Genomic DNA, 12,764 nt, shown 5'->3' on the forward strand with positions numbered 1-12,764 from the left:
AACGGGGCCTGGGGCGGAGCCCCAGGGAGCGGGGGTCAGACGGGTTGGGTCAGCCAGGTGAACGTGCCGAGGCCCGAGCGCGAGGTCAGCTCCGCCGCCTCGCCCGCGGACGCCAGCGCCCTGACGTACGCCGCCGGGTCCGTCGTCGCGAGGGCCAGCGGGGGCCGCCCGCCCGAGACGCCGAGGCGGCCCAGGGCGTCCCGCTGGGTCCGCAGCTCCGCCCCCGGCAGCCCGCACGCGTCGAGCGCGACATGGGCCGTGATGTCGCACGACCCGTCCGGCACGGGCGCGACCTCCCGCCCGCCCCGGAACCCGCTCAGCGTCCCGAACGGCGGCCGCGCCTCCCGCGTGTGCGCGTAGTCGACGGCCACCGCCAGGCCCGCGTCGAGCGCGCCCACCGCCCCCGCCCAGGCCGCGTCCCGCGGCCACCCGATCTCGGCCCGCGTGCCCGGCTCGCTCAGCGGCCACCAGCGCTCCAGCCACGCGGCGTCCGCGCCCGACACCGGCTCGCCGAGCACCTCCGTACCGTCGGGACGTACGAGAACGAGCCTGGCCACACCGTCCTCGTCGGTCTCGGCCACGTCCACCGGCACGTTGTCGAGCCATTCGTTGGCGAAGAGCAGGCCACGGACGCCCCGGGGCACGTCGGGGCGCCACTCGATCCGCTCGGGGAGGCCGGCGGGGCGGGCCGCGCGCTCGACGGCGTACGCACGGACGGGGAAGCCGGGCGGCAGCGCGGCCAGCACCCCGGTGAGCAGCTCCCCGCGCCCCGCGCCGACGTCGACGAGGTCGACGGGGCCGGGGCCGAGCCCGGCCGCGACCTCCGTGAGGAGGCGGGCGACGGCGCCCGCGAAGAGCGGCGAGGCGTGCACCGACGTACGGAAGTGCCCGGCGGGTCCCTCGGGCCGCAGATAGAACCCGCCGTCGCCGTAGAGCGCCCGCTCGGTGGCTGCCCGCCACCCGAGGGGCCCGGAGCTCCGGGCGGAGTACTGACACGTCTCATCCGTCACGGGGTCAAGTCTCCACCTTGCGGAGTACGCCGCCGGGCACAGGATCGCCCCGGCGGTTGACCCCTACACCTGTCCGGCTTCCCTACGCTGGGTTACGTGCAGCGCCTCTACGACTTCATCCGCAGACACCCGACCGGGGTCGACACCTTCTGGGCCGTCATCCTGTTCGGTTTCTCCTGCCTGCAGATCACGGCGCTGGCGGACGATCCGAAGCAGGCGGGCTGGCCCGTCCAGGTCCTGGTGGCGCTCGGCATGGCCGTCGCCGTGGCGCTGCGCCGCCGCGTCCCGGAGCGGATGCTGCTGCTGGTCATCGTGGTGGGCCTGATCCAGCTCGTGGTGAACGTGGCGCCGCAGGTCCAGGACTTCGCGATGCTGGTCGCCGTCTACACGGTGGCCTCGGCGGGGCAGCGCTGGGCCTCGCGGGTCGCGCTCGTCGGCAGCCTGTGCGCGGCGCCCCTCGCCCATGTGCGCTGGCTGCAGACCGGAGGCGCGAACAGCCCGGCGGAGAAGGTGTTCTTCGTCGTCATCATGACCGTCCCCTTCGTGCTCGCCTGGGTGCTCGGCGACTCGATGCGCACCCGCAAGGCGTACTTCGCGCAGCTGGAGGAGCGGGCCTCGCGCCTGGAGCGGGAGCGGGAGGCGCAGGCGAAGGTGGCGGTCGCCGCCGAGCGGGCCCGGATCGCCCGCGAGCTCCACGACGTGGTGGCGCACAACGTGTCGGTGATGGTCGTGCAGGCCGACGGCGCGGCGTATGTGATGGACGCCTCGCCGGAGCAGGCGAGGACCGCCCTGGAGACGATCTCGACGACCGGGCGCCAGGCGCTCGCCGAGATGCGCCGGCTGCTCGGTGTCCTGCGTACGGGCGAGCACCAGGAGGCGGGGGAGTACGTGCCGCAGCCGGACGTCGAGCAGATCGAGGAGCTCGTCGAGACCGTCAGGAAGGCGGGCCTCACCGTCGACTTCAAGATCGAGGGCACCCCGCGCCCGCTGCCCAGCGGCGTGGAGCTGACGGCGTACCGCATCGTGCAGGAGGCCCTCACCAACACCCGCAAGCACGGCGGCCCCGACGCCGGCGCCAGCGTGCGCCTCGTCTACTTCGACGACGGGCTGGGCCTGCTCGTCGAGGACGACGGCCGGGGCGCGGCCCACGAGATGTACGAGGACGGCGGCGCGGACGGCCGGGGTCATGGTCTGATCGGGATGCGCGAGCGGATCGGCATGGTCGGCGGCACCCTGGACGCGGGCCCCCGCCCCGGCGGCGGCTTCCGCATCAGCGCCCTGCTGCCGCTGAAGCCGGCCCACTGACGCCGGCTCCCGTGCGCGGGGCCCGGCGCGTGCGCGCCGGACCTCTTGTTCGACTGTTTCGACTATTCGGCCGCCGGCTGCCGGCCGTTCGGTGTGATGGAGAGGAAACGATGACGATCCGCGTGATGCTCGTCGACGACCAGGTGCTGCTGCGCACCGGGTTCCGGATGGTGCTCGCCGCCCAGCCGGACATGGAGGTCGTCGCGGAGGCGGGCGACGGCGCGGAGGCGATCGACATCCTGCGGGCGACCGCCGTCGACGTGGTCCTGATGGACGTGCGCATGCCGCGCCTCGACGGGGTGGAGGCCACCCGGCGCATCTGCGAGGCGGCGAACCCGCCGAAGGTGCTGATCCTGACCACGTTCGACCTCGACGAGTACGCCTTCTCCGGCCTGAAGGCGGGCGCCAGCGGCTTCATGCTCAAGGACGTGCCGCCGGCCGAACTGCTCGCCGCGATCCGCTCGGTGCACAGCGGGGACGCGGTGGTCGCGCCGTCGACCACCCGGCGTCTGCTCGACCGGTTCGCCCCGCTGCTGCCCAGCGCGGGCAAGGAGCCGGAGCACAAGCGGCTGGAGAAGCTGACCGAGCGCGAGCGCGAGGTCATGCTCCTCGTCGCGCAGGGGCTCTCCAACGGAGAGATCGCCGCGCGGCTCGTTCTGTCGGAGGCCACGGTCAAGACGCACGTGGGCCGCATCCTGACCAAGGTGGGGCTCCGCGACCGCGTCCAGGTCGTCGTCCTCGCGTACGAGACCGGGCTGGTCCGCGCGGGCGGCGGCGCCGGGTGAGCCCGCGTCGGGGGGCCGCCACCCGGTGGCGATAGTACGACGACCGTCGTACTATCGGACCGTCGGGAACTCCGGTGCGGTCGATGTGCGGGGAAGTGGCGTCATGCGCGCGATCAGGTTCGACGAGTTCGGCGGGCCCGAGGTGCTCCGGCTGGTGGAGGCGGAGGTGCCGCTGCCCGGTCCGGGCGAGGTGAGCATCGACATCGCGTACACCGGCGTCAACTTCGCCGACCTCAAGGCGCGTTCGGTGGGATACCGGGTCGCCGCGCTCCCCTTCGTGCCCGGTCTCGAACTCTCCGGACGCGTCCGGGCCGTCGGCGACGGCGTGACGGGGATCGCGGTCGGCCAGGAGGTCGCCGCGATGACCGAGGGCGGCGCCTACGCGGAGGTGGCCGTCGCCCCGGCCGCCACCGTCTTCCCGCTGCCCGCCGGCATGAGCCCCCGCACCGCCGCGACCCTGCCCACCGTGCTGCCCACCGCGCACGCCCTGATCCACGAGGTGGGCCGGCTGCAACCGGGCGAGAGCGTCCTGGTGCAGGGCGCCGCGGGCGGCGTCGGCACCGTGGCCGGTCAGCTCGCCCGGCTCGCCGGGGCCGGCGCGGTCTACGGCGTGGTCTCCAGCGAGGCCAAGGCGGAGTACGCCCGCGCCCACGGCTACGACGACGCCTTCCTGACCGGCACCTTCGACGCGGACGTGCTGCGCGCCACCGGCGGTCGTGGCGTGGACCTGGTGCTCGACCCCGTCGGCGGCGAGACCCTGCGCCGGGGCCTCGCCTCGCTCGCCCTGTTCGGCCGGCTCGTCTCGTACGGCAACGCGAGCGGCGAGGAGGCCTGGCGGGTCGGGCAGGGCGAGCTGTACCCGCGGGGGAGTTCCGTCTCGGGCTTCTCCGTCCTGGGCCTCGCGGCCGACGACCCGGATGCCCTGAGGGCGATCGCGGACCGCGCGCTGGCCCTCGCCACCAGCGGGACGGTCGAGCTTCCCGTCACCGCCGAGTTCGCCCTCGAAGAGGCCGCGTCCGCCCACCGGTTGATGGAGAGCCGCACCTCGACGGGCAAGCTGCTCCTGCGGGTGGCCCGGCCGCGGCGCTAGCGCAGCACGCCCTCCAGGAAGTCGCTGCCCAGGCGGGCCACCACCGTCAGGTCCAGCTGGTGCAGCACGTAGCGGCCGCGGCGCCGGGTGGTGAGCAGGCCCGCCCGCTTCAGGACGGCCAGATGGCGGGAGACCTCCGGCGCCGATATGCCGTGCTGCTCGGCGAGTTCGCCCGTCGTGTACGGGGAGCGGGCCAGGTTGCGGCACAGGCGCATCCGCATCGGGTGGGCGAGCGCCTCCATCCGCAGCTTGAGCAGCTCCACCGAGGCGGGCGACGGCAGTTCGGGCCCGTGCACCGGATAGTGGATCACCGGCCGCCAGCCCGGCGCGTGCAGCACCATCAGATGCGGCCAGCCGAACGAGGTGGGCACGAAGGTGAGCCCCGCGCCGGGCTCGGGGTCGGTCGCGGTGGTGTGGCCCACCGACAGCTTGTCCGCGCTGATCCGCGTCCCGCCCTCGTCCAGGCTGAGGGCGGCCGACACGGCGTGGACGGCCTCGGTGAGCCCCTTGCGGCGCAGCAGCTCCGCCTTGTGCCGTGCGTCGGCGGCCAGTTGGACCCGGACCCGCTGCCAGGTGTCCGCGAAGAACGCCTGGTCGCAGTCTTCCAGGAGGCGCCGCAGCCAGGCCCGTACGGAACCGGGGTCCTCCAACAGGCGCCGCGTGAAGTCCACTTGACGGGGGCCCCGGTTGGCCGCCAGCTCCAGCGCGCGCGCCCGCATCGCCGGATCGTGCAGCGGGGACGGCGTCTTCACCCCGTACAGATTGCAGGTGATCTCCAGGGCGGCGGAGGCGAACCGCTCGTCGGGGAGCAGATCGAGCAGGTCGAGGTCCTCGGCGAGCGTCGAGCCCGTCGCACCGGCCCGCCCCGGGATGCCCGCGAACGGCATGAACACATCGGAGAAGGTGTGCCGCCACAGGAACTCCGCCTCGTGCAGCCGGTCCGCGAGGTCGGGTTTGAGGGCGGCCGCCGTGGCGGTCGCCCAGCCGTGCAGGCCGGGGTGGTGGCCCGGCTCGGAGAGCGCGTGCAGGGCGAGACCCAGCTCGGCCAGCGGCGAGATCGCGAAGCCGATGCGTTCGGGCGCCAGGCCCGTGATGTCGATGGTCACGCTCATGGCCCCATGGTGCACCGGCCCACTGACAGAGCCGCCGCCGATTGACGCGCCCGGTCAATCGACGGCGCCCCGGCCGAGGCCGCCGGCCCCCGTTTGACGGCGCTCGTCAATCGACGCGACGCGGGGCCCGCACGGGCTCACCGTGGAGACATGGACGCGATGCAGCAGCACATGATCGACAACTACCGTGCGGCCCGGCTCGGCACGCCCGCGCCGCCGCTCCCCGGCACCCACGACGTGGCGGTCCTGAGAGACCTGCGGGACTACCGCCGCTTCGAGGCGGTCCTCGACGGCCGGCTCGCCACCGGCCGGCTGCGGGCGGCCCTGGCCCATCTGATCGCCCCCCGGCACCACCACCCGCCGGCCTGCCACTGAGCCGGGCACCGGCGCGTCGCCGGGGAGCGCCGCCCCCGTCGGACTACGGCAGTCTGCGGACGAAGTCGGCCACCGCGGCCCGTACGTCGTCGGCGCTCCACGCGAGGCCCGGTCCGGCGACCGTGACCTCCGTGTACGCCAGCCCGGCCGGCCCCGGCGGGTTCGGGAACCAGCGGCGGAACAGGCACACCCCGGTCTCCTCGGCCTGCCGGAGCGCGGCCGCGGAGAGCACCTCGGCGTCGTACGGCAGCCACACCTGGAACTCGTGGGTGTGCGGCTCCTCGGGGTTGATCCGGAACCACGCCACACCGGCCCGGGTGAGGCCGTCCGCCAGCGCGCGGGCCACCGTCTTGGCGTGGGCCACGTACGACGGCAGTTCGGGCAGCACCCGGTCCAGGCCGACGAGGCCGGCGAGGGCGGCGGGGAACTGCTGGAAGACCTGGCCGCCGTAGCGGTGACGCCAGGTGCGGGCCTCGTCGATCAGCGACTCGGGGCCCACCAGGACGGCGCCCGAGAGCCCGCCAAGCGACTTGTAGAACGACACGTACACGCTGTCCGCGAGACCCGCGATCTCCGCCAGGGGGCGGCCGAAGTGGGCGCTGGTCTCCCACAGCCTCGCCCCGTCGAAGTGCACCACCGCGTCCCGTTCGCGGGCGGCGTCCACCACGGCCACCAGCTCGTCCCAGGTCGGCAGGGCGTAGCCCGCGTCGCGCAGCGGGAGCTCCAGCATCAGGGTGCCGAAGGGCTCCTCGAAATCGCGTACCTCCGCCGCGTCCGGCAGCCTCGGCTGCTCGGTGGGATGGACCGTGCGGAGCCCGCTGAGCTGGTGGAACGCGCCGCGTTCATGGACCTCGGGGTGCGCGAGCGGATGCAGGGCCACCGTGGGGTTCCCGGTCCGGGCCGCCCAGCAGCGCAGCGCGACCTGCTGGGCCATGGTGCCGCTCGGGAAGAACGCGGCGGCCGGGAAGCCGAGCACCTCGGCGGTGCGGCGCTCCAGCTCGGCGACCACGCCGTCGCCGTAGACGTCGGTGGTCGTGTCCAGGTCGTGGACGTCGCCGGCGGCCGCGGCGAGGGCGGCGAGGCGCTCCCCCAGGGTGTGGTCGACCGACTGGTCGGCCAGCCTGCGCCCGGCGCCGCGGAAGACGGCGATACGGTGCTGCCGGGCCTGCTCCGGGGTCCGTTCCGGGCCCTGTTCCGCGGCCCCGTCCGAGGGGGTCGGGACGGACGGGCTCGCGGGGCCGCTCTCGGTGTCTGTCATGGCGAGATGATCGCCCACAGCCTGTGGACAACCCAAGGGGTTTCCGTGCCCGGGGCGTAGCATGACGGGGCCGTTTGATTTTGGTTTGGCGTCCGGTACCCCTCGCGGACTGGAACGGAAGGCCCCACCGCGTGAACGCACCATCAGAGCACCACTACGACACCCCGGCGGACCGCCCCGCCCGCCTCGCCGTGGGCGTCGTCGGCGCGGGCCGGGTCGGGCCCGCGCTCGCCGCCGCGCTCCAGCTCGCGGGCCACCGCCCCGTCGCGGTCTCCGGCGTCTCCGACGCGTCGGTGCGCCGGGCCGCGGCGCTCCTGCCCGATGTGCCGCTGGTCCCGCCCGCCCAGGTCCTGGAGCGCGCCGACCTGGTGCTGCTGACCGTCCCCGACGACGCCCTGCCGGGCCTGGTCGAGGGGCTCGCGGAGACCGGCGCGATCCGGCCGGGCCAGCTCCTGGTGCACACCTCGGGGCGGTACGGCACGGCCGTCCTCGACCCCGCGCGGCGGGCCGGCGCGCTGCCGCTCGCCCTGCACCCGGCGATGACGTTCACCGGCACCGCCGTGGACGTGCAGCGCCTCGCGGGCTGCTCGTTCGGCGTGACCGCGCCCGAGGAGCTGCGGCTGGCCGCGGAGGCGCTCGTCATCGAGATGGGCGGCGAGCCCGAGTGGATCGAGGAGGCGGCCCGCCCGCTCTACCACGCGGCGCTCGCGCTCGGCGCGAACCACCTGGTCACCCTGGTCGCCCAGTCGATGGAGCTGCTGAGCCAGGCCGGCGTCGCCGCCCCCGACCGCATGCTCGGCCCGCTGCTCGGCGCGGCCCTCGACAACGCCCTGCGCTCCGGCGACGCGGCGCTGACCGGCCCGGTGGCGCGCGGCGACGCCGGCACGGTCGCCGCGCACGTCGCCGAGTTGCGCAAGCACGCGCCGGGCACCGTCGCCGGCTACCTCGCGATGGCCCGTACGACCGCCGACCGGGCGCTCGCCCACGGACTGCTGAAGCCGGAGCTCGCCCAGGACCTGCTCGGGGTGCTCGCCGAAGGAGAGTCCCGATGAGCACACCGGCCGTCCCGGTAACCCCGAAGGGCGCCACCGCCCTGGTGCGTACGGCCGCGGAGCTCGCCGCGCTCGACCGGCGGGGCCGGCGCGCCGTCGTGATGACCATGGGCGCCCTGCACGAGGGCCACGCCACCCTGATCCGCACCGCGCGGCGGCTGGCCGGCCCGGCGGGGCAGGTCGTGGTCACCGTCTTCGTCAACCCGTTGCAGTTCGGCGCCGGCGAGGACCTCGACCGCTACCCGCGCACCCTCGACGCGGACCGCGCCATCGCCGAACGGGAGGGCGCCGACGCGGTGTTCGCGCCCGCCACCGATGAGGTCTACCCCGGCGGCGAGCCCCAGGTGCGCGTCACCGCGGGCCCCATGGGCGAGCTCCTCGAAGGCTCCGCGCGCCCCGGCCACTTCGACGGCATGCTCACCGTCGTCGCCAAGCTGCTCCACCTGACCGCGCCCGACGTCGCCCTGTACGGACAGAAGGACGCGCAGCAACTGGCGCTGATCCGGCGCATGGTGCGCGATCTGAACTTCCCCGTGGAGATCGTCGGCGTGCCGACGGTCCGCGAGGAGGACGGGCTCGCCCTGTCCAGCCGCAACCGCTACCTCGCGCCGGCCGAGCGCACCGCGGCCCTCGCGCTCTCCCGCGCCCTGTTCGCGGCCCGCGACCGGCTCGCCGCCGAGCACGCCCTGCACGCGCGCGCCGCGGCCGGGGGAGCGGCCCCCGGCCGGGCCGGCGCGCTCACCGCGATCGGCGAGGCCCGCGCCGCGGCCGACGCCCACGCGGTCGCCGCCGCCGCGCCGTCCCCCGCCTCGATCAAGGCCGTCGCCCAGGGCGTGCTCGACGAGGCGGCCAAGGCCGAACCCCCGGTCGTGGCCGACTACGTGGCGCTGGTCGACCCGGCGACCTTCCGCGAGGCACCCGAGGGGTTCGGCGGTGAGGCGGTCCTCGCGATCGCCGCCCGCGTCGGCACCACGCGCCTCATCGACAACATCCCGCTCACGTTCGGAGCACCGGAATGACAACCACCGGCACGGCAGGCACCGCGGTGCCCGACACCGGCATACGCCTGGACGCACCCGCACCGGGCTGGGCCATCGACGCGGACGTCGTGGTCGTCGGCTCCGGCGTCGCCGGCCTCACCGCCGCCCTGCGCTGCACCGCGGCCGGCCTCGCCACCGTCGTCGTCACCAAGGCCCGCCTGGACGACGGCTCCACGCGCTGGGCGCAGGGCGGCATCGCGGCCGCGCTCGGCGAGGGCGACACCCCCGAGCAGCACCTGGACGACACCCTGGTGGCCGGCGCCGGCCTGTGCGACGAGGACGCGGTACGTCTCCTGGTCACCGAGGGCCCCGGCGCCGTACGGCGTCTGATCGACACCGGCGCCCACTTCGACACCGACGCGTCCGGCACCATCTCGCTGACCCGCGAGGGCGGCCACCACCGCCGCCGCATCGCGCACGCGGGCGGCGACGCGACGGGCGCGGAGATCTCCCGCGCCCTCGTCGAGGCGGTCCGCACCCGGGCGGTGCGCACCATCGAGAACGCGCTCGTCCTCGACCTCCTCAAGGACGCGGACGGCCGTACCGCGGGCATCACCCTGCACGTCATGGGCGAGGGCCAGCACGACGGCGTCGGCGCGGTCCGGGCGCCCGCGGTGGTGCTCGCCACCGGCGGCATGGGCCAGGTGTTCTCGGCGACGACGAACCCGTCGGTCTCCACCGGCGACGGCGTGGCGCTCGCGCTGCGCGCCGGCGCCGAGATCTCCGACGTCGAGTTCGTCCAGTTCCACCCCACGGTCCTCTTCCTCGGTGCGGACTCCGAGGGCCAGCAGCCGCTGGTCTCGGAGGCGGTACGCGGCGAGGGCGCCCACCTCGTGGACGCGGCGGGCACCCGCTTCATGCTGGGGCAGCACGAACTGGCGGAGCTCGCCCCGCGCGACATCGTCGCCAAGGCCATCACCCGCCGGATGCAGGCCCAGGGCGCCGAGCACATGTACCTGGACGCCCGGCACTTCGGCGCCGAGATGTGGGAGCACCGCTTCCCCACCATCCTGGCCGCCTGCCGCTCGCACGCCATCGACCCGGTGACGGAGCCGATCCCGGTCGCCCCCGCCGCGCACTACGCGTCCGGCGGCATCCGCACCGACCTGCGCGGCCGCACCACGGTGCCCGGCCTGTACGCGTGCGGCGAGGTCGCCTGCACCGGTGTGCACGGCGCCAACCGGCTCGCCTCCAACTCCCTGCTCGAAGGCCTGGTCTTCGCGGAGAACATCGCGGCGGACATCGCCGAGAACGTCGAGGAGAACGTCGCGACGGACACCGCGGCGGCCACCGTGGCGGCCACCGTGGCGCAGGGCGTGGGCCGACCGGTCGTGGGCGCCCCGACTCCCGTACAGGACACGGCTGTCGACCTCGACGCGGCGCCCGAAGGGCCCGTGCCGCTGCTCGACCCCGCCGCCCGCATCCAGATCCAGCGGATCATGACCAGCGGCGCCGGGGTGCTGCGGTCCGCCGAAAGCCTCGCCGGGGCGGCCGCGCGCCTGGAGGCGATCCGCGCCGACGAGCGCAAGGCGGCCGTGCCCGGCGTCGAGGCGTGGGAGACCACCAACCTGCTGCTCGTCGCCCGCGTCCTGGTCGCCGCTGCCGCCGCACGCCCCGAGACCCGCGGCTGCCACTGGCGCGAGGACCGGCCCGACCGCGACGACGCGGCCTGGCAGCGCCACCTCGTCGTCCGCCTCACCCCCGAGCGGTCCCTGGACATCCGTCCCACCGGCACCGCCACCTTCCCCCCGACCGTCGCAGCCACCCCCCTGGAGCCGTAACCGTGAGCACGCCCGAGGAACTCCGTCCCCAGCCGGTGGACGTCCCCCTGATCCAGATCGGTGCGCCCGCCCAGGGCGGCGGCTGCGGCGACGACTGCGGCTGCGGCGGCGAGGAGGTGTACGAGTGCGGGCTCGACCCCGCGCTCGCCGTGCTGCTCGCCGAGTCCGGCCTCGACCCCGTCCAGGTCGAGGACATCGCGCACCTCGCCATCGAGGAGGACCTGGACGGCGGCGTCGACGTGACGTCGGCCGCGACCGTCCCGCAGGACGCCGTCGCCACCGGTGACTTCACCGCGCGCGAGGCCGGCACCGTGGCGGGCCTGCGGGTCGCCGAGGCGATCCTGTCCATCGTGTGCACCGAGGAGTTCGAGGTCGAGCGGCACGTCGCCGACGGCGACCGCGTCGAGGCCGGCCAGAAGCTGCTCAGCGTCACCACCCGCACCCGCGACCTGCTGACCGGCGAGCGCAGCGCCCTCAACCTGCTGTGCCGGCTCTCCGGCATCGCGACCGCCACCCGCGCCTGGGCCGACGCCCTCGAAGGCACCGGCGCCAAGGTCCGCGACACCCGCAAGACCACCCCGGGCCTGCGCGCCCTGGAGAAGTACGCGGTGCGCTGCGGCGGCGGCGTCAACCACCGCATGTCCCTCTCGGACGCGGCGCTGGTCAAGGACAACCACGTGGTGGCGGCCGGCGGGGTGGCCGAGGCCTTCAAGGCCGTACGCGACCGCTTCCCGGACCTCGCCATCGAGGTCGAGGTCGACACCCTGGCCCAGGTCACCGAGGTCCTGGACGCGGGCGCCGATCTGATCCTGCTGGACAACTTCACCCCGGCCGGGACCGCCGAGGCCGTCGCCCTGGTCGCGGGCCGCGCGATGCTGGAGTCCTCGGGCCGCCTCACCCTGGCCGACGCCCGCGCGTACGCCGAGACGGGCGTCGACTACCTGGCGGTCGGCGCGCTCACCCACTCCTCGCCGATCCTGGACATCGGCCTGGACCTGCGCGAGGCCGGAGAGGGCCGCATCTGATGCTGCTCACCATCGACGTCGGCAACACCCATACCGTCCTCGGCCTGTTCGACGGCGAGGAGGTCGTCGAGCACTGGCGGATCTCCACCGACGCCCGCCGCACCGCGGACGAACTGGCGGTTCTGCTCCACGGTCTGATGGGCACCCACCCGATGCTCGGCGCCGAGCTGGGCGACGGCATCGAGGGCATCGCCATCTGCGCGACCGTCCCCTCCGTCCTGCACGAGCTGCGCGAGGTGACCCGCCGCTACTACGGCGACGTGCCGGCGATCCTGGTGGAGCCCGGCATCAAGACGGGCGTGCCGGTCCTGACGGACAACCCGAAGGAGGTCGGCGCCGACCGCATCGTCAACTCGGTCGCCGCCGTCGAGCTGTACGGCGGCCCGGCGATCGTCGTCGACTTCGGTACGGGTACGACGTTCGACGCGGTCACCGCGCGCGGCGAGTACACCGGCGGCGTCATCGCCCCCGGCATCGAGATCTCCGTCGACGCGCTCGGCATCCGCGGCGCCCAGCTCCGCAAGATCGAGGTGGCCCGGCCGCGCGCGGTGATCGGCAAGAACACCGTCGAGGCCATGCAGTCCGGCATCGTGTACGGCTTCGCCGGCCAGGTCGACGGGGTCGTTCGGCGCATGAAGCGCGAGCTGGTCGGCCCCGACGGCGACCCGGACGACGTCACGGTCATCGCCACCGGCGGCCTCGCGCCGATGGTGCTCGGCGAGGCCGAGGAGATCGACGAGCACGAGCCGTGGCTGACCCTGATCGGTCTCCGCCTCGTGTACGAACGCAACGTGGCGCGCTCCTGAAGCCCTGAAGCCCCGAGGCCCCCGAGGCCTCGCGGCGGCGGCCGGGCGCGCGGAACGGGCTGTTCCGTCAACGCGCCCGGCATCGGCCTGTTAAGAGGATTTTGTCCCTTTAGGACGTATCGTCG

The 12,764-nt window shown here is 74.8% G+C and carries 12 protein-coding genes; 9 read left to right on the plus strand and 3 right to left on the minus strand.

What is annotated here, in order from left to right; genetic code table 11:
• Window positions 1-35: 35 nt before the first annotated feature.
• Window positions 36-1,010: an SAM-dependent methyltransferase gene (locus OOJ98_RS32410; protein WP_267058673.1), complete on the minus strand. Its 975-nt coding sequence runs from the start codon at window positions 1,008-1,010 to the stop codon at window positions 36-38.
• Between the two features lie 96 nt (window positions 1,011-1,106).
• On the opposite strand from OOJ98_RS32410, the gene OOJ98_RS32415 reads away from it, so the two are divergent.
• From OOJ98_RS32415 to OOJ98_RS32425, 3 genes are all read left to right on the plus strand, one after another.
• A complete protein-coding gene (locus OOJ98_RS32415) occupies window positions 1,107-2,315 on the plus strand; it encodes a sensor histidine kinase (RefSeq protein ID WP_267058674.1) in 1,209 nt (402 codons plus the stop codon).
• 110 nt (window positions 2,316-2,425) lie between these two features.
• Entirely contained in the window at window positions 2,426-3,100 is a 675-nt protein-coding gene (locus tag OOJ98_RS32420; RefSeq protein ID WP_267058675.1) for a response regulator transcription factor, read from the plus strand.
• A 103-nt stretch (window positions 3,101-3,203) separates the two neighbouring features.
• Window positions 3,204-4,190 (plus strand): zinc-binding dehydrogenase, encoded by a 987-nt coding sequence (locus OOJ98_RS32425; protein WP_267058676.1) that lies wholly within the window; start codon window positions 3,204-3,206, stop codon window positions 4,188-4,190.
• On the opposite strand, the gene OOJ98_RS32430 is transcribed toward OOJ98_RS32425, so the two are convergent.
• Window positions 4,187-5,296 (minus strand): DUF5937 family protein, encoded by a 1,110-nt coding sequence (locus OOJ98_RS32430; protein WP_267058747.1) that lies wholly within the window; start codon window positions 5,294-5,296, stop codon window positions 4,187-4,189. The genes OOJ98_RS32425 and OOJ98_RS32430 overlap by 4 nt on opposite strands.
• Before the next feature lie 156 nt (window positions 5,297-5,452).
• Here OOJ98_RS32430 and OOJ98_RS32435 point away from each other — a divergent pair, with 156 nt between their 5' ends.
• Window positions 5,453-5,677 (plus strand): hypothetical protein, encoded by a 225-nt coding sequence (locus tag OOJ98_RS32435; RefSeq protein ID WP_267058677.1) that lies wholly within the window; start codon window positions 5,453-5,455, stop codon window positions 5,675-5,677.
• Window positions 5,678-5,720: 43 nt separating this feature from the next.
• Here OOJ98_RS32435 and OOJ98_RS32440 read toward each other — a convergent pair whose 3' ends face one another.
• Window positions 5,721-6,935, minus strand: coding sequence for a low specificity L-threonine aldolase (locus OOJ98_RS32440; protein ID WP_267058678.1), 1,215 nt, complete (start codon window positions 6,933-6,935; stop codon window positions 5,721-5,723).
• A 131-nt stretch (window positions 6,936-7,066) separates the two neighbouring features.
• Between OOJ98_RS32440 and OOJ98_RS32445 the strand changes: the two genes are divergently transcribed.
• The 5 genes from OOJ98_RS32445 to OOJ98_RS32465 are packed head-to-tail and all read left to right on the plus strand — an operon-like array spanning window position 7,067 to window position 12,639.
• Entirely contained in the window at window positions 7,067-7,987 is a 921-nt protein-coding gene (locus OOJ98_RS32445; RefSeq protein ID WP_267058679.1) for a Rossmann-like and DUF2520 domain-containing protein, read from the plus strand.
• Window positions 7,984-9,006 (plus strand): pantoate--beta-alanine ligase, encoded by a 1,023-nt coding sequence (panC, locus tag OOJ98_RS32450; protein WP_267058680.1) that lies wholly within the window; start codon window positions 7,984-7,986, stop codon window positions 9,004-9,006. The genes OOJ98_RS32445 and panC overlap by 4 nt, the downstream gene beginning before the upstream one ends.
• On the plus strand, window positions 9,003-10,808 hold the full coding sequence (locus tag OOJ98_RS32455; RefSeq protein WP_267058681.1) for an L-aspartate oxidase: 1,806 nt from the start codon (window positions 9,003-9,005) through the stop codon (window positions 10,806-10,808). Before panC ends, OOJ98_RS32455 begins: the two co-directional genes overlap by 4 nt.
• Before the next feature lie 2 nt (window positions 10,809-10,810).
• Complete coding sequence (nadC, locus tag OOJ98_RS32460; protein WP_267058682.1) at window positions 10,811-11,833, plus strand: carboxylating nicotinate-nucleotide diphosphorylase; 1,023 nt, start codon at window positions 10,811-10,813, stop codon at window positions 11,831-11,833.
• Window positions 11,833-12,639, plus strand: coding sequence for a type III pantothenate kinase (locus OOJ98_RS32465; protein WP_267058683.1), 807 nt, complete (start codon window positions 11,833-11,835; stop codon window positions 12,637-12,639). Before nadC ends, OOJ98_RS32465 begins: the two co-directional genes overlap by 1 nt.
• The last annotated feature ends 125 nt before the right edge of the window (window positions 12,640-12,764 follow it).

Source organism: Streptomyces sp. NBC_00083, assembly GCF_026343295.1.
In the GTDB taxonomy this organism is placed as follows: domain Bacteria; phylum Actinomycetota; class Actinomycetes; order Streptomycetales; family Streptomycetaceae; genus Streptomyces.

What these genes read in the sequence shown, in the direction of transcription:
- OOJ98_RS32420 (WP_267058675.1), top strand. Translation starts at nt 2,426, where the DNA reads ATGACGATCCGCGTGATGCTCGTCGACGACCAGGTGCTGCTGCGCACC.
- OOJ98_RS32425 (WP_267058676.1), top strand. Translation starts at nt 3,204, where the DNA reads ATGCGCGCGATCAGGTTCGACGAGTTCGGCGGGCCCGAGGTGCTCCGG.
- OOJ98_RS32435 (WP_267058677.1), top strand. Translation starts at nt 5,453, where the DNA reads ATGGACGCGATGCAGCAGCACATGATCGACAACTACCGTGCGGCCCGG.
- OOJ98_RS32440 (WP_267058678.1), bottom strand. Translation starts at nt 6,935, where the DNA reads ATGACAGACACCGAGAGCGGCCCCGCGAGCCCGTCCGTCCCGACCCCC.
- panC (WP_267058680.1), top strand. Translation starts at nt 7,984, where the DNA reads ATGAGCACACCGGCCGTCCCGGTAACCCCGAAGGGCGCCACCGCCCTG.
- OOJ98_RS32455 (WP_267058681.1), top strand. Translation starts at nt 9,003, where the DNA reads ATGACAACCACCGGCACGGCAGGCACCGCGGTGCCCGACACCGGCATA.
- OOJ98_RS32465 (WP_267058683.1), top strand. Translation starts at nt 11,833, where the DNA reads ATGCTGCTCACCATCGACGTCGGCAACACCCATACCGTCCTCGGCCTG.